This window comes from Citricoccus sp. NPDC055426, from assembly GCF_040677445.1.
GTDB lineage: Bacteria > Actinomycetota > Actinomycetes > Actinomycetales > Micrococcaceae > Citricoccus.
Genome location: NZ_JBFARZ010000009.1, coordinates 92884 through 111556 on the forward strand (window position 1 = coordinate 92884; position 18673 = coordinate 111556).

19 protein-coding genes are annotated in these 18673 nt (G+C 70.0%); 2 read left to right on the top strand and 17 right to left on the bottom strand.

Annotated elements, in window-relative coordinates; translation table 11 throughout:
• The first annotated feature begins 6 nt into the window (after nt 1-6).
• Both nucS and AB0K08_RS12950 read left to right on the top strand, forming a co-directional pair.
• Nucleotides 7-702: an endonuclease NucS gene (nucS, locus tag AB0K08_RS12945; protein WP_363355089.1), complete on the top strand. Its 696-nt coding sequence runs from the start codon at nt 7-9 to the stop codon at nt 700-702.
• On the top strand, nt 680-1834 hold the full coding sequence (locus tag AB0K08_RS12950) for an N-acetylglucosamine-6-phosphate deacetylase (RefSeq protein WP_363355090.1): 1155 nt from the start codon (nt 680-682) through the stop codon (nt 1832-1834). Before nucS ends, AB0K08_RS12950 begins: the two co-directional genes overlap by 23 nt.
• Before the next feature lie 110 nt (nt 1835-1944).
• Here the strand turns inward: AB0K08_RS12950 and AB0K08_RS12955 are convergent, their stop codons facing one another.
• The 17 genes from AB0K08_RS12955 to thrC form a co-directional block, all read right to left on the bottom strand.
• A complete protein-coding gene (locus AB0K08_RS12955) occupies nt 1945-2391 on the bottom strand; it encodes a DUF2550 family protein (RefSeq protein WP_363355092.1) in 447 nt (148 codons plus the stop codon).
• Between the two features lies 1 nt (nt 2392).
• The gene (locus AB0K08_RS12960) at nt 2393-2686 is read right to left on the bottom strand and encodes a F0F1 ATP synthase subunit epsilon (protein ID WP_363355094.1); all 294 of its coding nucleotides are present in this window, start codon (nt 2684-2686) and stop codon (nt 2393-2395) included.
• A 4-nt stretch (nt 2687-2690) separates the two neighbouring features.
• Nucleotides 2691-4148 carry a F0F1 ATP synthase subunit beta gene (gene atpD, locus AB0K08_RS12965; RefSeq protein ID WP_363355096.1) on the bottom strand — a complete coding sequence of 486 codons (1458 nt, stop codon included), beginning with the start codon at nt 4146-4148 and terminating at the stop codon, nt 2691-2693.
• A gap of 65 nt (nt 4149-4213) precedes the next feature.
• Nucleotides 4214-5107: a F0F1 ATP synthase subunit gamma gene (locus tag AB0K08_RS12970; protein ID WP_363355098.1), complete on the bottom strand. Its 894-nt coding sequence runs from the start codon at nt 5105-5107 to the stop codon at nt 4214-4216.
• Nucleotides 5108-5200: 93 nt separating this feature from the next.
• On the bottom strand, nt 5201-6838 hold the full coding sequence (gene atpA / locus AB0K08_RS12975) for a F0F1 ATP synthase subunit alpha (protein ID WP_363355100.1): 1638 nt from the start codon (nt 6836-6838) through the stop codon (nt 5201-5203).
• Between the two features lie 81 nt (nt 6839-6919).
• Nucleotides 6920-7729 carry a F0F1 ATP synthase subunit delta gene (locus AB0K08_RS12980; RefSeq protein ID WP_363355102.1) on the bottom strand — a complete coding sequence of 270 codons (810 nt, stop codon included), beginning with the start codon at nt 7727-7729 and terminating at the stop codon, nt 6920-6922.
• Nucleotides 7729-8286: a F0F1 ATP synthase subunit B gene (locus AB0K08_RS12985; protein WP_363355104.1), complete on the bottom strand. Its 558-nt coding sequence runs from the start codon at nt 8284-8286 to the stop codon at nt 7729-7731. Before AB0K08_RS12985 ends, AB0K08_RS12980 begins: the two co-directional genes overlap by 1 nt.
• Nucleotides 8287-8369: 83 nt before the next feature.
• Entirely contained in the window at nt 8370-8585 is a 216-nt protein-coding gene (locus AB0K08_RS12990; protein WP_309808883.1) for a F0F1 ATP synthase subunit C, read from the bottom strand.
• Nucleotides 8586-8732: 147 nt separating this feature from the next.
• Nucleotides 8733-9545, bottom strand: coding sequence for a F0F1 ATP synthase subunit A (gene atpB, locus AB0K08_RS12995; RefSeq protein WP_363355106.1), 813 nt, complete (start codon nt 9543-9545; stop codon nt 8733-8735).
• A gap of 280 nt (nt 9546-9825) precedes the next feature.
• Nucleotides 9826-10272, bottom strand: coding sequence for a hypothetical protein (locus AB0K08_RS13000; protein ID WP_363355108.1), 447 nt, complete (start codon nt 10270-10272; stop codon nt 9826-9828).
• Nucleotides 10269-11405, bottom strand: a complete 1137-nt coding sequence (locus AB0K08_RS13005) for an MraY family glycosyltransferase (RefSeq protein ID WP_363355110.1) — start codon at nt 11403-11405, stop codon at nt 10269-10271. Before AB0K08_RS13005 ends, AB0K08_RS13000 begins: the two co-directional genes overlap by 4 nt.
• A 10-nt stretch (nt 11406-11415) precedes the next feature.
• Entirely contained in the window at nt 11416-12072 is a 657-nt protein-coding gene (locus tag AB0K08_RS13010) for an L-threonylcarbamoyladenylate synthase (RefSeq protein WP_363355112.1), read from the bottom strand.
• The gene (locus AB0K08_RS13015) at nt 12069-12995 is read right to left on the bottom strand and encodes a HemK/PrmC family methyltransferase (RefSeq protein ID WP_363355114.1); all 927 of its coding nucleotides are present in this window, start codon (nt 12993-12995) and stop codon (nt 12069-12071) included. Before AB0K08_RS13015 ends, AB0K08_RS13010 begins: the two co-directional genes overlap by 4 nt.
• The gene (gene prfA, locus AB0K08_RS13020) at nt 12988-14067 is read right to left on the bottom strand and encodes a peptide chain release factor 1 (protein WP_363355116.1); all 1080 of its coding nucleotides are present in this window, start codon (nt 14065-14067) and stop codon (nt 12988-12990) included. The genes AB0K08_RS13015 and prfA overlap by 8 nt, the downstream gene beginning before the upstream one ends.
• Nucleotides 14068-14173: 106 nt before the next feature.
• Entirely contained in the window at nt 14174-16354 is a 2181-nt protein-coding gene (gene rho, locus AB0K08_RS13025; protein ID WP_363355118.1) for a transcription termination factor Rho, read from the bottom strand.
• A gap of 239 nt (nt 16355-16593) precedes the next feature.
• A complete protein-coding gene (gene thrB, locus AB0K08_RS13030) occupies nt 16594-17559 on the bottom strand; it encodes a homoserine kinase (RefSeq protein WP_363355120.1) in 966 nt (321 codons plus the stop codon).
• Nucleotides 17559-18671 (bottom strand): threonine synthase, encoded by a 1113-nt coding sequence (thrC, locus tag AB0K08_RS13035; protein WP_363355122.1) that lies wholly within the window; start codon nt 18669-18671, stop codon nt 17559-17561. Before thrC ends, thrB begins: the two co-directional genes overlap by 1 nt.
• Nucleotides 18672-18673 lie beyond the last annotated feature (2 nt).

Here is an 18673-nt window from a genome sequence, read left to right on the forward strand (position 1 = left end):
CCCTGTGTGCGTTTGGTGATAGCCCGGTGTTCGGTCAACTACGAGGGGCGTCTGCGCGCCCACCTGCCGCAGGCGACCCGCCTGCTGATGGTCAAGGCGGACGGCGCCGTCCTGGTGCATTCGGACGGCGGGTCCTACAAGCCGCTGAACTGGATGAGCCCGCCGGCCACCCTGCGCACGGCGGAGCCCTCCGAGGAGCTGGCCGCGGAGGGTGTGACCCAGGTCTGGACGGTGCAGGCGGCCAAGACCGACGACCGGCTGGTGGTGCACCTCTTCGAGATCCTGCACGATTCCGCCCACGAACTCGGCGTGGACCCGGGCCTGGTCAAGGACGGGGTGGAGGCCGATCTCCAACGCCTGCTGGCCGAGCAGATCGAGCTGCTCGGCGCCGGGCACTCGCTGGTCCGCCGCGAGCACATGACCGCGATCGGCCCCGTGGACATCCTCGCGCGGGACGCCGGCGGCGCCACCATCGCCGTGGAGCTCAAGCGCCGCGGGGACATCGACGGCGTGGAGCAGCTCACCCGGTACCTCGAGCTGATGAACCGCGACCCGCTACTCGCCCCCGTGCGAGGCGTGTTCGCCGCCCAGCAGATCAAGCCCCAGGCCCGCACCCTGGCCGAGGACCGCGGCATCCGCTGCCTCATCCTGGACTACGACGCGATGCGCGGCGTGGACGATGCGGACTCCCGGCTCTTCTGAGCCCGGCGCCCCCGCTCCCCCCGGCGCGGCCGGCCGGTCCGGCACCACGGGCCGGCTGCGGACCCCGGGACTCGTGGACCAGCACTGCCACGGGTTCTCCGGCGTGGACTTCGCCACCGCCCCGGTCGCCTCCGTACGGGACGCCGTCCGGGAACTCTTCCTGAACGGCGTCACCCGGGTGGTGGCCTCCCTGCCGACGCTGTCCCGCGACGAGACCCTGGCCGCCGTGCGACGGCTGGCACCGCTCGTCCGCGAGGGTGTGCTGGCCGGCCTCCACCTCGAGGGCCCGTTCCTCGCGGGTGCCCGCTGCGGCGCCCAGTCCCCCGCCGACCTGCTGGACCCGGCGGACCCGGACTCCCACCGCTGGCTGTCCGGCGTGCTCCAGGCTGGGCGTGACGGCGGCGAGCAGGTCATCGTCGCCATGACCTATGCCCCCGAGCTGGCCGGTGCCGCGGCCGTGGAGGACGCGCTGGCCGCGCACGGCGTGCTGGCCTGCCCCGGCCACACGGACGCCACCGCCACTGAGCTAGGAGCCGCCCTGGACCGGTGGGCGGACCAGAGCCGGGTCAGCGGCCACGGCAACCAGAGCAGCCACACGCGGCCGGATCCGGACCGCACCCCGGCCGTCACCCACCTGTTCAACGCCATGCGTGGATTCCACCACCGCGAGCCCGGGCCCGTCCCCCTCCTGCTGCGTGCTGCCACCGAGGGCCGGCTGCGGGTGGAGCTGATCGCGGACGGCCACCACGTGGACCCGGGCGTGGTGGTGGACCTGCTGGCCCTCGCGCCCTCCGCCGTGTGCGTGGTCTCGGATGCCTCGGCCGCCACGGGGGCGCCGGAGGGGGCCTACACCCTCGGCGGCGTGGGGATCGAGGCTCGTTCAGCGGCGGCCGACGGTGCGCCCCGCCTGGTGGGCAGCAGCACCATGGCGTCCGGTGCCGTGCAGTTGGACGGCGCCCTGCGGAACCTGCTGCGCTGGGGCGTCCCGCTGCCGGCGGCCCTCGCGGCGGTCAGCACGACGCCGGCCCGGACCCTTCCGGCCCACCGTCGGGACGCGGGGTGGGTCGAGTGGGTGACCGACCCGGAGACCGGGTCCATCGCACCCGGCCGGCCGGCCGTCGTCGTGCCCTGAACGTGAACAGCTCAGCGCTTGAACAGCTCAGCACTTGAACAGCTCAGCACTTAAACAGCTCAGCCCCGGGTGAACCGGGGCTGAGCTGGTACCGGAGGCCGTCCCGGCGGCTACAGGGCCTTGCGCCACGGGCTCCGCGGCGGCAGCTGCCGCCAGGTGCCGAACCCGATCGCGGGACCGGACTCGATCCAGGCGGAGAGTCCAGAGCAGGCGTCCGTGTCCATGGCCAGGGTGATCGGGGTGGGACCACCGTCCACGCGCACCACGATCACTCCGTCCTGGCTCACGGCGCCCTCCCGGTGCAGCCGGAGCTGATGCCGGGCCGCGGACCACCGGGGCCGGGGGTCCACGGACGCCACCGTCATCAGGTCCAGCCCGGACTCGTCGTACCGGCCGATCACCCGGATACCCCGGGAGTCCATCCCGGGGCGCCGGATCCGGGCCGTGAAGGTCCCGGGGGTCCGCACCAGCGTGCGCCACCGCCACCACACCATGAAGGCGATGACCAGCACGGCCGCCACCACGGCGGCGATCAGCGCGGACCACCCGGCGCTCACCTCAGGCCGCGCCCTGCCCGGAGTTCCCGCCCTCGAGGCTGGCCGCGCCGGCCACGATGACCACGCGGTCGTTGTCCACGGAGAAGAACCCGCCCTCTGCGTGCGCGTTGACCGTCTGGCCGTTCAGCTGCTGGACCACGACGTCGCCGTCGCCCAGCACGGCCAGCAGCGGGGAGTGACCGGGAAGGATCCCGATCTCTCCGTCGATGGTCCGGGCGCTGACCGACTGCGCCGGACCGGACCACACGAAGCGGTCCTCCGCCACGATCTCGACTTCGAGTTCATGCTCAGCCATGGACTCAGTTCTCCGACTGGATCTTGGCCCAGTTGCGCTCGACATCGTCCAGGCCGCCGACGTTGTAGAAGGCCTGCTCGGAGATGTGGTCCAGGTCACCGTTGGCGATGGCGGTGAAGCCCTCGATGGTGTCCTTGATCGGCACGGTGGAACCCTCCACGCCGGTGAACTGCTTGGCGGTGTAGGTGTTCTGGGACAGGAACTGCTCGATGCGGCGGGCGCGGGAGACGACGATCTTGTCCTCTTCCGAGAGCTCGTCCACGCCGAGGATGGCGATGATGTCCTGCAGTTCCTTGTTCTTCTGCAGGATCTGCTTGACGCGGGTCGCGGCGTTGTAGTGATCCTGGCCCACGTACTGCGGGTCGAGGATGCGCGAGGTCGAGGCCAGCGGGTCCACGGCCGGGTACAGGCCACGGGAGGCCAGGGTACGGGTCAGGTTCGTGGTGGCGTCCAGGTGCGCGAACACGTTGGCCGGAGCCGGGTCCGTGTAGTCGTCGGCGGGGACGTAGACGGCCTGCATCGAGGTGATGGAGTGGCCGCGGGTGGAGGTGATCCGCTCCTGCAGCACGCCCATCTCATCGGCGAGGTTCGGCTGGTAGCCCACGGCGGAGGGCATGCGGCCCAGCAGCGTGGAGACCTCGGAACCGGCCTGGGAGAACCGGAAGATGTTGTCGATGAACAGCAGCACGTCCTGGTTCATCTCGTCGCGGAAGTACTCGGCCATGGTCAGCGCCGAGAGGGCGACGCGCAGGCGCGTGCCCGGCGGCTCATCCATCTGGCCGAACACCAGGGCGGTGTCCTTGAGGACGTTGGCCTCTTCCATCTCGACCCAGAGGTCGTTTCCCTCACGGGTGCGCTCGCCCACGCCTGCGAACACCGAGGTGCCGCCGAAGTTGCGGGCCACACGGGTGATCATCTCCTGGATCAGCACGGTCTTGCCCACGCCGGCGCCGCCGAACAGGCCGATCTTGCCGCCCTTGATGTACGGGGTCAGCAGGTCGATGACCTTGATGCCGGTCTCGAGCATCTCCGTGGAGCCCTCGAGGGTGGCGAAGCTGGGGGCCGGGCGGTGGATGGGCCAGCGCTCGGTGACCTGCAGCTCGGAGGTCGGCACGTCCAGCGCCTCGCCGAGCACGTTGAAGATGTGACCCTTGACGACCTCGCCGACCGGCACCGAGATCGGTGCGCCGGAGTCGACCACTGCCGAACCGCGGACCAGGCCGTCGGTGGACTGCAGGGAGATGGCGCGGACCAGGTTGTCACCCAGGTGCTGCGCGGTCTCGAAGGTGATGGTGCGGGTCTCACCGTTGATGGTGAGCTCGGCGGTCAGGGCGTTGTACACGCCCGGCATCGAGTCCGCGGGGAACTCGGCGTCGATCACCGGCCCAATGACGCGGGCGATGCGACCGATGGCGCCGCCGGTGGTGGTACCGGTGCCCTGTTCGTTCGTGGTGGCAGTCATCTCTCTCACTTCTCTGGTGTGGCTGGAGGCTTGTGGTCTGTTGCGGTGGTGCGATGCGTCCGGTGTCAGGACGCGCTGAGCGCGTCCGCACCGGCGATCAGCTCGGTGAGTTCCTGGGTGATCTCGGCCTGGCGGGCGTTGTTCATCTTCAGGGTGTACTCGCGGACGAGGTCCTTGGCGTTGTCGCCGGCGGACTTCATGGCCCGCTGACGGTTCGCCAGCTCGGACGCCGCGGCCTGGAGCATCGCAGTGAAGATCCGGGACTCGATGTACTTCGGCAGCAACGCGTCCAGGACGTCCTCCGGGGCGGGCTCGTACTCGTACAGCGGGTACAGCTCCGACTCATCGGTGACCTCCTCCTCCACGACCTCCAGCGGCAGCAGCCGGACGACGGTCGGGACCTGGGACACCAGCGAGTGGAACGCGGTGTAGACCACGTGGATCTCGTCCACGCCGCCGGACTCCGTGTCCGTCAGGAACGACTCGACGAGGTTCTCGCCGATCTCCCGGGCCCGCAGGAACTCCGGGGCATCGGTGTTCCCGGCCCAGAACTTCTTGTACTCGCGGTTCCGGAAGTCGAAGTACCCCTGCGCCTTGCGGCCCACGAGGTAGATGTCCGTCTCCTTGCCGTCCGCATGCAGTGACTCGAGCAGTTCCTCCGCGTGGCGCAGGATGTTGGCCGAGTAGGCGCCGGCCATGCCGCGGTCCGAGGACAGCACCAGCACGGCGGCGCGCTGGGGGTTCTCGACCTCGGAGGTCAGCACGTGTTCGATGTCCTGCTGCGATGACACGGCGGACACGGCGCGGGTGATCGCGTTGGCGTACGGCAGCGACGCGGACACGCGTTCACGTGCCTTGCCGATGCGGGACGTGGCGATCAGCTCCATCGCCTTGAAGATCTTCTGCATCGACTGGGTCGAGGCGATCTTCTGGCGGTAGACCCGGATCTGGGCTCCCATGGTGGTCCTTTCCTTGCGTGTCCGCCTCCGCGGGTCCTGCCCAGCCCGCCCTCAAGGGGACGGGAGGGGCCGGACCCGCGGCGGCATCACGGGTCAGCGCTTCTGCTTGACGATCTTTTCCTGGGTGACCTCATCGGCCGCCAGCGGCTGGTGCTCCTCGTGGCCGGCGGCCACGAGCTTGCTGTCGCCTTCACCGAAGAAGCCCTTCTTGAAGGCCTCGACCTCGGTCTTCAGCGCCTCGAGCGTGGAGTCCTCCAGCTTGCCGGTCTCCCGGATCGGGCCCAGAACCACGTTCTTGTGGCGCAGGTGATCGATGAAGTCGCGCTCGAAACGCAGCACGTCCTCCACCGGGACCTCGTCCAGGTGGCCGTTGGAGCCGGCCCAGATGGAGACCACCTGTTCCTCGACCGGGTACGGGGTGTACTGCGGCTGCTTGAGCAGCTCCGTGAGGCGCTCACCGCGGGCCAGCTGGCGGCGGGTGGCCGGGTCCAGGTCCGAGGCGAACATGGCGAAGGCCTGCTGGTCGCGGTACTGGGCCAGGTCCAGCTTCAGGGTGCCGGAGACCTTCTTCATGGCCTTGACCTGCGCGGCACCACCCACGCGGGACACCGAGATGCCCACGTCGACGGCCGGGCGCTGGTTGGCGTTGAACAGGTCCGAGTCCAGGAAGATCTGGCCGTCGGTGATCGAGATGACGTTCGTCGGGATGTAGGCCGAGACGTCGTTGGCCTTGGTCTCCACGATCGGCAGGCCGGTCATGGACCCGCCGCCGAGGTCGTCCGAGAGCTTGGCACAACGCTCCAGCAGCCGGGAGTGCAGGTAGAAGACGTCGCCCGGGTAGGCCTCACGTCCCGGCGGGCGGCGCAGCAGCAGGGAGACCGCACGGTAGGCCTCGGCCTGCTTCGAGAGGTCGTCGAAGATGATCAGCACGTGCTTGCCGCCGTACATCCAGTGCTGGCCGATGGCCGAGCCGGCGAACGGCGCCAGGTACTTGAAGCCGGCCGGGTCGGAGGCCGGGGAGGCCACGATGGTGGTGTACTCCAGGGCACCCTGCTCCTCCAGCGTCTGACGCACGGAGGCGATCGTGGAGGCCTTCTGGCCCACGGCCACGTAGATGCAGCGGACCTGCTTCGTCGGGTCGCCGGACTCCCAGTTGGACTTCTGGTTCAGGATCGTGTCGATCCCGATCGCGGTCTTGCCGGTCTGGCGGTCACCGATGATCAGCTGACGCTGGCCGCGGCCGATCGGGATCATCGCGTCGATCGACTTCATGCCGGTCTGCAGCGGTTCCTCCACGGACTTGCGCTCCGTCACGCCCGGGGCCTGGAGTTCCATGGCGCGGCGGGCCTCGGCCTCGACCGGGCCCAGGTCGTCCAACGGTGCACCCAGCGGATCCACCACGCGGCCGAGGAAGGCGTCGCCCACCGGCACGGAGAGGACCTCGCCGGTGCGCTGGACTTCCTGGCCCTCTTCGACGCCCTGGAAATCGCCGAGCACCACGACGCCGATCTCACGGGTGTCGAGGTTCTGGGCCAGGCCCAGGGTGCCGTCCTCAAAGCGCAGCAGCTCGTTGGCCATGACGGAGGGCAGGCCCTCCACACGGGCGATGCCGTCTGCGGCGGAGACGACGTGCCCGACCTCCACACGTTCGGTGCTGGCCGGTTCGTAGGATGCCGCGAATTCATTCAGGGCATTGCGAACATCGTCAGCGTTGATGGTCAAGTCGGCCATCTGCGTTCCCTGCTCTCTAACGTTGGTGATCATCGAGGAGACGATGATGCGAAGGTGTCTGGTGGGTTCGTCCGGCCGGGCTCAGCCGGCCATCTTCCGCTGGAGGTCATGCAACCGGGACTGCAGGGTGGAGTCGACGACGTCGTCTCCCACCTGGACCCGGATGCCGCCCACCAGCTCGGGATCGACGGCCACGTCCAACTTCAGGTCGCGGCCAAAGAGGCGCTTCAATCCGGCGGCGAGCCGATCCTGCTGGGCCGGCGCCAGGGGCTGGGCCACGGTGACGTCGGCGATCCACAGCTTCTGGCGGTGCGCCACCGTCTCCACGAAGCCGCGGATCAGGTTGACGGGCTTGTGGCCCCGGGGCGACTGCGCCGCCTGGCGCACCAGGAGCCTCGCCTCGGCGGTGCCGTTGTCCAGCAGCCGCTCGGCCAGGTTGCCCCGGGCCGAGGCGGGAGCCTGCTGATCCGTCAGTGCACGCTGGAGATCATGGGACTGCTCCACCGCACGGTTGAAGGACAACAGCTCGCCGGACAGGCGCTCGAGCCCGCCCAGCCCGTCTCGTTCAGCCGAGGCCGCCACGGCAGTGACGGCCAGCTGCTCCAGGGCGTCCCCGAAGTCCCGTGGCTGGGACCACTTGTGCCCGGCCAGGGTGTTGAGGACCGAGAGGGCCCCCTCGGACGCCTTCGAGCCGAACAGGGAGCCGACCACACCGGTGCGACGCTCGACCGACCAGGAGGGGTCGGTCAGGGCGCGGCGCAACGGCGCGCTGGAGTCCACCGCGTCGAGGGCGGTGAACAGCTCGGCGGCCAGGGCGGTGCCGCCGGAGACGAGGACGGGGTCCAGCTCCGTGCGGGCCGCGGCCAGCGAATCGCTCGATGCACCTGCCATTACTCAGCCACACCTGCCGTGGACGCATTGCGGTCCAGGTCCTCGAGGAACCGGTCCACCACGCGCTGCGAGCGGGCGTCGTCCTCGAGGGACTCGCCGACGATCCGGCTGGCCAGGGTGGTGGCCAGGGAGCCGACGTCATGACGCAACGACGCCTCGGCCTGGATGCGCTCAGCGGCGATCTGGGAGTGGGCCTGCTCCACGAGCCGGGCCGCCTCGGTGGAGGCCTTCTCCCGGGCATCTGCCAGGATCTGGGCACCCTCGGTGCGCGCCTCCTCACGGATGCGGTTGGCCTCGGCGTACCCGTCCTGCTGCTGCTGCTCGTAGTTGGCCTTCAGGGCGTTGGCCTCGGCCTGTGCCTTCTCGGCCTTCTCGAGTCCGCCTTCAATGGCGTCGACGCGGTTCTGGTAGGCGTTCTCCAGAGCCGGGGCGATGTACTTCACCACCAGGAACATCAGCACGGCGAAGCCGACTGAGGTGACGAGTATCTCCCACCAGTTGGGAAGCAGGGGGTTCGCGCCCTCGCCGGCAGCGAGGATCGCTTCTGTCCTGATCATGTTTCAACCATCCTTTGGTGAAGTTCCTGTCATGGGTGGCCGCCCGCCCTGCGGCGGTCCGGCCGGTCACATGTCAGGAAGGATCAGACTCCGACGACGAAGGCGAAGACCAGGCCGAGGATGGCGAGTGCTTCGGCGAGGGCGAAGCCGAGGAGTGCGATCGGCTGCAGGATGCGCTGGGCCTCCGGCTGGCGGGCCACACCGTTGATGTAGGCGGCGAAGATCAGGCCCACGCCGATGGCGGAGCCGATGGAGGCGAGGCCGTAGCCGATCATGTTCAGAGAACCGTGCAGTTCCATGGTGTTCCTTTCAAGATGCCTGTCGGCAGGTTGTGAGGGTGTCCCCGGCGTGGTTCCGGCGGATGCCGGTACCGGGAAGCCTTGCGGTGGCGGACGGATCCGCCGAACCGGCGCCGCGCCCACCGAGGTGGCCGCCGCACCGGAAGGTCAGTGGTCGTTGGCGGCAAGCGCCCCTTGGATGTAGATCGCGGTCAGCAGGGTGAAGACGAAGGCCTGCAGGAACATGATCAGCAGCTCCAGGAAGTACATCGACACCGAGCCGAGCACCACCAGCACACCGGTGGCCTGCAGGGCCACGTTGCCGGTCTCCATGATCAGGTACTGGGCGCCGGAGCCGGCCAGCATCACGATCATGTGGCCGGAGAGCATGGTGGCCATCAGACGCAGGGAGTGCGTCAGCGGGCGGACGATGAAGTTCGAGATGATCTCCAGCGGCACGAGCAGCGGCAGGATCCAGCCCGGGACGCCGCTCGGCACCACGGCCAGCTTGAAGTACTTCAGGCCGTTGCGCTTGACGCCGATGCCGATCCAGATGATGTAGACGATGATCGCCAGGGCGTAGGCCGAGCCGGCGTGTGAGAAGCTCGGCAGCTGCAGGAAGGGGATGGCGCCGAAGAAGTTGTTGACCACCACGAAGAAGAACAGGCCGAACAGCAACGGCACGAAGGGCTTGAACTCCTTCTCGCCGATGATGTCCCGGCCCATGCCGTTGCGGACGAAGGCGTAGCCGGACTCGGCGAGCCACTGGACCTTGCCCGGGACCAGGCCCGGCTTGCGCATGGCCAGCATGAAGAAGGCGGAGATGAGGATCACCGAGAGGATGATCATCAGCATCTGCTTGCCGAAACCCGTGCCGTACTCGGCCATCCAGGGCAGGATGTCCGGCAGGTGGGTCTGGTCGATCGTGGGAGGAGCGAATCCACCCTCATCGGTGGAGCTGGCGAGCACGATCGGGAGCACGCTGGTCCTCTCTGCAGTGTCGGTCAACGGAACGCGGGCGGCGGTCTTCCCACCGGAGCGGTCAAGCAGGCGGCACAGCGCAGTCCAGACCGTCGTTATTGATCGTTGATGAGCCTATCAAACCGGCAACGGTGTTAATGACCAAAAAGCCCGTTTTGGCGGGGTTTTCCCCTGCTGTGGCGATTTATTTCTACGATGCGTCGAAGTTGCGGCGTCGATGGGTGGAGAGATGGGTGGAGAAAGGTCACGATTTCTCCATCAGTCGCCGGTCGGTCGCCGCTCAGTCGTCGTAGATCTGCTGCCGGGTCCGCGCGAAGACCATGACCTCGACGACCTGCCACGCGACGATCGCCACGATGGCGCCGATCCCCGCGGCCGTCCGGTCCAACCACTGCGGCGGCGGCACCACCGTGAGCAGCAGGCCCATCAGCACGATCTTCACCACGAAGCCGAACAGGGCGATGAAGATCGCCTGGTCCCGCCACCGGTCCCAGGACCAGGCGGTCAGCAGCAGGGTGGCACCGGAGAGGACCACGACGGCGGCCCCGGCCAGTCCCAGCGACGCGGCCGCCACCGGCCCCCCGGTGTCCGGGCCCGTGAGCAGCCAGGCCAGCCCGGCGGCCACCACCAGCGCGGCCGAGGCCCAGGCCAGGCAGGCGGTCAGGATGCCCCACCAGCCCCGGGTGTTGGTCCGTCGCCGGGACCGGGCGTTGGTTCTGCGGGTCATGTCTGGGGCTCCCTCGTCTCGTGCGGTGCGTTCCGGGCCGTGCGGGATCGACGCACCCATGGATGCAGGGTCAGGTAGCCGGCGCCGAGCAGCAGCACGCCGACCACAGCCAGCACGATCCACCAGTCGACGAAGTTCAGGGCCACCACCCCGTACGCGATCAGGAAGGTCCACAGGTACAGCAGCAGCACGGCCTGGCGGTGGGTCCAGCCGCCGTCCACCAGCTTGTGGTGCAGGTGGCCCCGGTCGGCGGAGAAGGGGCTCGCCCCCCGGACCGTCCGGCGCACCACGGCGAGCCCCAGGTCCAGCAGCGGCAGGGCCATGACGGCGATCGGCAGCAGGATGGGCATGTAGGCCGGGACGTTGCGGAACCGGAAGCCCTCCTGCATGTCTCCGACCGTGGCGGTCACCGCCACGGCGGCCGTGGCCAGCAGCAGGCCGATGAGCATGGCGCCGACCTCGCCCATGAAGATCCTGGCGGGGTTGAAGTTGTGGGGCAGGAACCCGATGCAGGAGCCCACCAGGACGGCCATGAGGAGCGTGGCCAGGTTCGAGTAGTCGAACTCGTTGATGGTCCGGGTCAGCAGGTAGGTGTAGATGAAGAAGGCAGAGCCGCCGATCGCCGCCATCCCCGCCGCCAGCCCGTCCAGGCCGTCCACGAAGTTGATGGCGTTCATGGTCAGCACGAGGATGAAGATCGTCAGGCCGATCTGGACCGGCTCGTTGCCGACGGCGATCCAGCCCACGGGCATGGCCTCGACCCTGATCCCGTGGAAGGCCACCAGGGCGGCGGCCGAGACCTGACCGGCCAGCTTCAGGGTCCAGTGCAGGTCCCAGAGGTCGTCCGCCACCCCCATGAGCACCACCACGCCCAGGGCCATCAGCAGGCCGTGCAGGGGCTCGGGGTCCGAGTAGATGCCGTCCAGGAAGGGCACCATGGCCCCGATCGCGAGTGCCACCAGCACGGCGGCGATCATGGCGACCCCACCGAGCTTGGGCACCGGTTCGCGGTGCACGTCCCGTTGGCGCTGCGGGGTGAAGACCTGTCCGGCCAACGCGAGCCGACGCACGGCCGGCGTGAGCGCGAAGCTCACCACGGCGGAGAGCGCCAGCAGCATCAGGTAGACCTTCATGGACGGACCCTCATTCCGCGGTCGGGGAATCCACCAGGTCCGGCACCACGGCGACCAGCTCATCGAAGCCGAGGGCACCGCGGCGGACCACCCGGAAGGGGCTCACGGTGCAGTCGATGATCGTGGACGGCGCCCAGCGGGTGCGCTCCCCGTCGTCGAGGTAGACGGCCACCGTGTCGCCGAGCATCTCGCGGGCGGCCGCGGCCGTCGTCGCCGCCGGTTGTCCGGTGCGGTTGGCGCTGGAGACGGCCAGGGGGCCGACCTCCTGCAGCAGCTCCCTGGCCACCTGGTCATCCGGCACGCGCAGCGCGACGGTCCCCCGGGTCTCCCCCAGGTCCCAGGCGAGCGACGGCTGGGCGGTCAGGATCAGGGTGAGTGCCCCGGGCCAGAACTCCTCGGCCAGGTCGCGTGCGCCCGCCGGGATGTCCGTGGCCAGTCCGTCCATGACCGCGGTGCCGCCGATCAGCACGGGCGGCGGCATGGCGCGCCCGCGTCCCTTGGCGGCCAGCAGCACGGCCACGGCCTGGGGGGAGAACGCGTCGGCGCCGATGCCGTAGACGGTGTCCGTGGGCAGCACCACGCACCCCCGGCCGGCCAGCGCCGTGCCGGCGGCCTCCAGGCCGCGGTCCAATCCGGATTCTGTGGTGCAGTCGATCAGCAGGCTCACCGGGCCATTGTCCCATCCGTGCGCACGGCCACCGTGTAGCGCGGCCGGCCGGTGAGGTCGTCCCGGGTCTCGATCGCCGTGAAGAGGCCCGCGCCCAGCTCCCCGGATCCGGCACCGGATCCGGCACCGGTTCCGTCCTGCAGCAGCCCCGCCACGAGCCCGCCCTGGGTCTCATCGTGTTCCATCACGAAGGTCCCGCCCGGGCGCAGCAGGCGGGCGGCGGCCGCGGCCACCACCGTGGGCATCCGCATCCCGTCCGCTCCCCCGCCGTACAGGGCGCGTTCCGGATCGCGGCGGGCCTCCGCCTGGGCCGGGACCCGTCCGTCCGGAACATAGGGCGGATTGGAGACCACCACGTCGGCGCGTCCGTCCAGCTCCGGCAGCGCGGTCGCCGCATCTGCCACGTGGAGCCGGACGCCCAGCGGCTCCAGGTTCGCGGCCGCCCACCAGGCGGCCTCGGGATCGGCCTCGACGGCGTGCACCGTGGCGCCCGGCACCTCGATGGCGACCGAGGCGGCGATGGCCCCGGAACCCGTGCACAGGTCGATGACCAGGGGCTGGGCGGCACCGCGTGCGGCCTCGATGGCGGCACCGGCCACCACCTCGGTCTCCGGCCGGGGCAGGAACACCCCGTGGCCGACCTTCAGGTCCACCGTGCGGAAGGCCGTGGTGCCCGTGAGGTACTGCAGCGGGGTCCGGGTGGAGCGGGAGATGGCCAGCCGGCGCAGGTCCACGGACTGCACGGCATCCAGCTGCCGCCCGGACACGGCCCACGCGGAGACCTGTCCGCGGCTGGCTCCGAGGACATGGGCGGCCAGCAGCTCCGCATCGGCGCGGGGGGTGTCCACGTCCGCCGCCCGGAGCAGTTCCGTGGCGGAGCGCAGCAGGGATTCCAGGCTGAGGGTCTGGGTGCTGTCAGTCATGCTGGCCGAGCGCCTCCAGCCGGTGTGCCTCGTCCATCTCGATGCAGGACTGCAGCACGGGGCCCAGTTCGCCGTCGAGCACGGCGTCGAGGTTGTAGGCCTTGTAGCCCGTCCGGTGGTCCGCGATCCGGTTCTCCGGGTAGTTGTAGGTGCGGATGCGCTCGGACCGGTCCATGGTGCGGACCTGGGAATGCCGCACCGCGGCGTTCTCCGCGTCGAGCTGCTCCTGCTGGTGGGCCAGGAGCCTCGAGCGCAGGACGCGCATGCCGGCCTCACGGTTCTGGATCTGCGACTTCTCGTTCTGCATCGACACCACGATCCCGGTCGGCACGTGGGTGATGCGCACGGCGGAGTCGGTGGTGTTCACGGACTGCCCGCCCGGCCCGGAGGAACGGTACACGTCGATCTTGAGGTCGTTGGCGGCGATCTGCACCTCCTCGGGGGCGTCCACCTCGGGGAAGACCAGCACGCCCGCGGCCGAGGTGTGGATGCGGCCCTGGGACTCGGTGACGGGCACGCGCTGCACGCGGTGGACGCCGCCCTCGAACTTCAGGTGGGCATACACCCCCTCCGCCGGGTCGGTGGACTTGCCCTTGATGGCCACCTGGACGTCCTTGTAGCCGCCCAGGTCCGAGTCGGTGGTGGAGAGGATCTCGGTCTTCCACCCCTTCGACTCGGCGAAGCGCACGTACATCCGGAGCAGGTCGCCGGCGAACAGGGCCGCCTCCTCGCCGCCCTCACCACCCTTGATCTCGAGGATGGCGTCTCGGGCGTCCGCCGGATCACGGGGGATCAGCAACCGGCGCAGCTTCTCCTCGGCCTCGTCGGCCGTGGCCTGGAGGCCGGGCAGCTCGGCCGCGAAGTCGTCGTCCTCCTCGGCCAGCTCGCGCGCGTCGGAGGCGTCCGCCACCGCCTGGGTCCACCCCTGGTGTGCCGCCACGATGGCGCCGAGTTCGGCGAAGCGCCGGCCGAGCCGGCGGGCCAGCACCGGGTCCTGATGGACCGCCGGGTCGGCCAGGCGGTCGGTCAGCTCGCGGTGTTCGTCCAGCAGTTCCTGCACGGACTCGAACATGGTGGTGTTCCCTCTCTCGGCGGCTCTCGCAATGACTGCGGCCCCCGCCCCTCCAGGTCCGTCCGGCAGAGCCGGTGGAAGGAGGGACGGGGGCCGGTACGAAACGCTACTTCTCGCCCTTGGGACCCAACGTGGTCTTGGAGACCAGCATGAGGAACTCGGCGTTGGACTGGGTGTCCTTGATCTTGTTCGTCAGGATCTCCAGTGCCTGCTGCGTGTCGAGACCGGACAGCACCCGGCGCAGCTTCCACATGATCTTGATCTCCTCGGAGGTCAACAGGTTCTCCTCGCGGCGGGTGCCGGAGGCGTTGACGTCCACGGCGGGGAAGATCCGCTTGTCCGCCAGCTGACGGGACAGGCGCAGCTCCATATTGCCGGTGCCCTTGAACTCCTCGAAGATGACCTCGTCCATCTTGGACCCGGTCTCCACCAGCGCGGTGGCGAGGATCGTCAGCGAACCGCCGTTCTCGATGTTGCGTGCCGCGCCGAAGAACCGCTTGGGCGGGTACAGCGCCGAGGAGTCCACACCGCCGGACAGGATCCGGCCGGAGGCGGGGGCCGCCAGGTTGTAGGCACGGCCCAGGCGGGTCATCGAGTCCAGCAGGACCACCACGTCACGGCCCATCTCCACGAGGCGCTTGGCGCGCTCGATGGCGAGCTCGGCCACCGTGGTGTGGTCATCGGCGGGACGGTCGAAGGTGGAGGCGATGACCTCACCCTTGACCGAGCGCTGCATGTCCGTGACCTCCTCCGGACGCTCGTCCACCAGCACCATCATCAGGTGCACCTCGGGGTTGTTGGTGGTGACGGCGTTGGCGATGGACTGCAGGATCATCGTCTTGCCGGCCTTCGGCGGGGAGACGATCAGGCCACGCTGGCCCTTGCCGATCGGCGCCACCAGATCGATCACGCGGGGGCCGACCAGCTTGGGGTCGGTCTCCAGGCGCAGCCGCTCCTGCGGGTACAGCGGCACGAGGTCGCTGAACTTGGTGCGCTTCGGGCTGTCCTCGGCCGGCAGGCCGTTGATCGAGGTCAGGCGCACCAGGGCGTTGAACTTCTGACGGTTCCCCGCGTTGCCGCCGCTGTTGCTGTTCTGGTTCTCCCCGTCACGCGGGGCGCGGATGGCGCCGACGACGGCATCGCCCTTGCGCAGGCCGTACTTCTTGACCATGGACAGGGACACGTAGACGTCGTTCGGGCCCGGCAGGTAGCCGGAGGTCCGGACGAAGGCGTAGTTGTCCAGCACGTCCAGGATGCCGGCGACGGGCAGCAGCACGTCGTCCTCGGTCATCTCCGTGTCGTCGACCTCGGGGCCGCTGCGACCACGACGGTTGCGGTTGCGGTCGTTGCGGTTGCGGTTGCGACGGTTCCGGCGGCTGTCGTCATCCCGGTTGCTGTTCCGGTCGTTGTCGCGGTTGCTGTTCCGGTCGTTCGTGCGGCCGCCGGACTGCTGGTCGCCGTCCTGCTGGCGGTCGTTGCCGCGATCCTGGTTGCGGTCGTTGCCGCGGTCGTTGTTCCGGTCGCCGCGGGTGCCGCTGCGGTCGTTGTTCCGGTCGTTGGTGCGCTCACCGCGGGTGTTGTTGCGGTTGCCGTTGCGCTCGTTGCGGCCGGAGGAACGGTCCTGCTGGCCCTCGCCCTGGCCGGAGTTCTGGGCGGCGTTCTGGCCGGCGTTCTGGCCGGCGTTCTGGCCGGCGTTCTGGGCCGCACCGTCGTCGGTGGACTCTGCGGTCCCGGCACCGGCGCCGGACTGCTCGGTCTCGGTGGTCGCCGTGCCGGCCGCCGGGGACTCGGCCCGGCGGCTCCGGGTCCGGCGGGCCGGACGCTCGGGGGTCTCGCTGCCGGCGGACGGCTGCTGCTCGGCCTGCTTCTGCTCAGCCTGCGGCTGCTTGTCCTGCTGCTTCTCCTGCGTCGACTCGGCCTGCGGATGCTCCGCCGGGGCCGTAGCCGCCTTGGCGCCACGTGCACCACGCTTCGGTGCGGCGGCTGCCGGCTCCTGGGCCGCTCCCGCCTTCTGCTCGCCGGTCTTGTCCTTGTCCTCGGCCGCCTTGCGGTCGGCGACGGATCCACCGCGCTGGTGGCTGGAGATGGCGGCCACCAGGTCGGACTTCCGCATCCGGGATCCCCCGGTGATGCCGAGCTGGGAGGCCAGGGCCTGCAGCTGGGCGAGCTTCAGGCCGGCCAATCCGCCGCCGGCGGACGGTGCGGCCGCCGGGGCGGCCGCCGGGGCGGCCGCTGCCTGGCTGGAATTGCCCTCGGATGCCGTGGGCAGTTCAGTGGTTTCGGTCACGAAGGTTCCTTCTCCCTCGTCAGGCAGGATCCGACTGGAGGGACCCCGCGACGTGTGTTCCGGCCGTCCTCTGGACAGAGGACTGAGAGCCGGGGTTCGATTCCGGATCAGAGACGATCCGGGGAAGTGGAATCCGAGGAGCCAAGACAGGCCGGAGCCCTAGGGACCGATCGATCCTCGTGGAGCCTGGATTCCCACCGACCACGGGATCTCCACGTACTGGTGGATCCCGGTCGACTTCAGCCCGAAGTGGGCTGGCCTGAACGGTGTACCCTCACCTTAGCACCCACGGAGTCCACGGGCAGAATGCTGACACGCCACGACTGTCCGGAGTCCGCGAGCCGGTCCCGCATGGCGGCCTGTGCGGACTGCTCCTGCTCGGGTCCCACGGCCAGGACCATCACCGTCGGCCCGGCCCCGGAGACCACGGCGGCCAGCCCCTGGTCGCGGAGGGCATGCACCAGGGCCACGGACTCCGGCATCGCCGGCTCGCGGTAGTCCTGGTGCAGCCAGTCCCGGGTGCCCGGCAGCAGGAGGGAGGGGTCCTGCGTCACCGCGTGCACCAGCAGGCCGGCGCGGCCGGAGTTCGCGGCGGCCACCCGGTGGGGCACCTGGGCCGGCAACAGCCCGCGGGCCGTCTCGGTGCTGAGCGGGTGCTCCGGGATGGCCACCACCGGTCGCACCGCGGAATGCGGCTGGATGAAGGCCGAACGGTACCGGCCGCCGTCGTCCCAGGAGACCGTCAGGCCGCCGGCGAGGGCCGGGGCCACGTTGTCCGGATGGCCCTCGAGCCGTGAGGCGGCGTCGAGCAGCTCGGCGTCGGTGCCGCGTTCACCCTCCGGCAGCAGGGCATCGGCCAGCAGGACGGCGCTGGCATGGGCCGCCGCCGAGGAGCCAAGACCACGGCCGTGCGGGATCCGGTTGGTCGCGGCGAGCGTGAGGCCGGCCACGTCCCAGCCGCGCTCGCGCAGGTGCGCCCGCAGGGTGGCGATGACCAGGTGCGAGCCGTCACCCGGGACCTGGCCGGCCCCCTCGCCGCTCACCTCGGCCACGAAGCCCTCGGCCTGCGTGGTCACGGTCACCTCGTCCCGCAGGTCGAGGGCGAGGCCCATGGAGTCGAACCCCGGGCCGAGGTTGGCCGAGGTGGCCGGGACGGAGACCGAGACCGTGAGCCCGGCGGGGACGCAGTTCAACGCCCCGCCCATCAGGCGAGTCCGAGGGCGTCGGCCACGGCGACGACGTCGAACGGCACCTTCTGGGGCTCCACGTCCGAGCCGTCGGCGTTGCGCAGGGCCCACTGTGGGTCCTTCAGGCCGTGGCCGGTCACGGTGATGACCCACCGCTTGCCGGCCGGCACGTTGCCGAGGCCGTGCTGCTTGATCAGGCCTGCGACCCCGGCCGCGGAGGCCGGCTCGACGAACACGCCCTCCTTGGCGGACAGCCACCGGTGGGCCGCCAGGATCTCCTCGTCCGTCACGGAGTCGATCAACCCGCCGGACTCGTCACGTGCGGCCTCGGCCTGCTCCCAGGAGGCGGGGTTGCCGATCCGGATGGCGGTGGCGATGGTGTCCGGCTCGGTGACGGGGTGGCCCAGCACGATCGGGGCGGAACCGGCGGCCTGGAAACCCCACATGACGGGGGTCTTCGTGGCGACGGGCGGCAGCTCACCGGCCGCGGCGCCGGGGTGCGGGTTCGTGTAGGGCTGGGAGTACTCCCGGTAGCCCTTCCAGTAGGCCGTGATGTTGCCGGCGTTGCCCACGGGCAGCAGGTGGTAGTCGGGCGCGTCCCCTAGGGCGTCCACCACCTCGAAGGCGCCGGTCTTCTGCCCCTCGATGCGGTTGGGGTTCACCGAGTTCACGAGGAACACCGGGTAGTTCTCGCTGAGCTTGCGGGCCACGTCGAGGCAGTTGTCGAAGTTGCCGTCCACCTGCAGCAGGGTGGCCCCGTGGGCGATGGCCTGGGACAGCTTGCCCATGGCGATCTTGCCGTCCGGCACCAGCACGGCGCAGGTCAGTCCCGCCTGGGTGGCATAGGCCGCGGCGGAGGCCGAGGTGTTGCCGGTGGAGGCGCAGACCACGGCCTTGGCGCCCTGCTCCACGGCCGCGGTGATGGCCATGGTCATGCCACGGTCCTTGAAGGAACCGGTCGGGTTCATCCCCTCGAACTTGACCCAGACCTCGCCCTGGACGAGCTCGGACAGTGCGGGTGCCTCGATCAGCGGCGTCCCACCCTCACCCAGGGTGACCACCCGGGTGCCCTCGCTAACGGGCAGGCGGTCGGCGTACTCGCGGATGACCCCGCGCCATTGATGTGCCACTG

Bases quoted from the DNA above. Each gene is read 5' to 3' on its own strand.
- AB0K08_RS12950 (WP_363355090.1), top strand. From the start codon at position 680: ATGCGGACTCCCGGCTCTTCTGAGCCCGGCGCCCCCGCTCCCCCCGGC.
- AB0K08_RS12960 (WP_363355094.1), bottom strand. From the start codon at position 2,686: ATGGCTGAGCATGAACTCGAAGTCGAGATCGTGGCGGAGGACCGCTTC.
- atpD (WP_363355096.1), bottom strand. From the start codon at position 4,148: ATGACTGCCACCACGAACGAACAGGGCACCGGTACCACCACCGGCGGC.
- AB0K08_RS12970 (WP_363355098.1), bottom strand. From the start codon at position 5,107: ATGGGAGCCCAGATCCGGGTCTACCGCCAGAAGATCGCCTCGACCCAG.
- atpA (WP_363355100.1), bottom strand. From the start codon at position 6,838: ATGGCCGACTTGACCATCAACGCTGACGATGTTCGCAATGCCCTGAAT.
- AB0K08_RS12980 (WP_363355102.1), bottom strand. From the start codon at position 7,729: ATGGCAGGTGCATCGAGCGATTCGCTGGCCGCGGCCCGCACGGAGCTG.
- AB0K08_RS12985 (WP_363355104.1), bottom strand. From the start codon at position 8,286: ATGATCAGGACAGAAGCGATCCTCGCTGCCGGCGAGGGCGCGAACCCC.
- AB0K08_RS12990 (WP_309808883.1), bottom strand. From the start codon at position 8,585: ATGGAACTGCACGGTTCTCTGAACATGATCGGCTACGGCCTCGCCTCC.
- AB0K08_RS13000 (WP_363355108.1), bottom strand. From the start codon at position 10,272: ATGACCCGCAGAACCAACGCCCGGTCCCGGCGACGGACCAACACCCGG.
- AB0K08_RS13005 (WP_363355110.1), bottom strand. From the start codon at position 11,405: ATGAAGGTCTACCTGATGCTGCTGGCGCTCTCCGCCGTGGTGAGCTTC.
- AB0K08_RS13015 (WP_363355114.1), bottom strand. From the start codon at position 12,995: ATGACTGACAGCACCCAGACCCTCAGCCTGGAATCCCTGCTGCGCTCC.
- prfA (WP_363355116.1), bottom strand. From the start codon at position 14,067: ATGTTCGAGTCCGTGCAGGAACTGCTGGACGAACACCGCGAGCTGACC.
- thrB (WP_363355120.1), bottom strand. From the start codon at position 17,559: ATGGGCGGGGCGTTGAACTGCGTCCCCGCCGGGCTCACGGTCTCGGTC.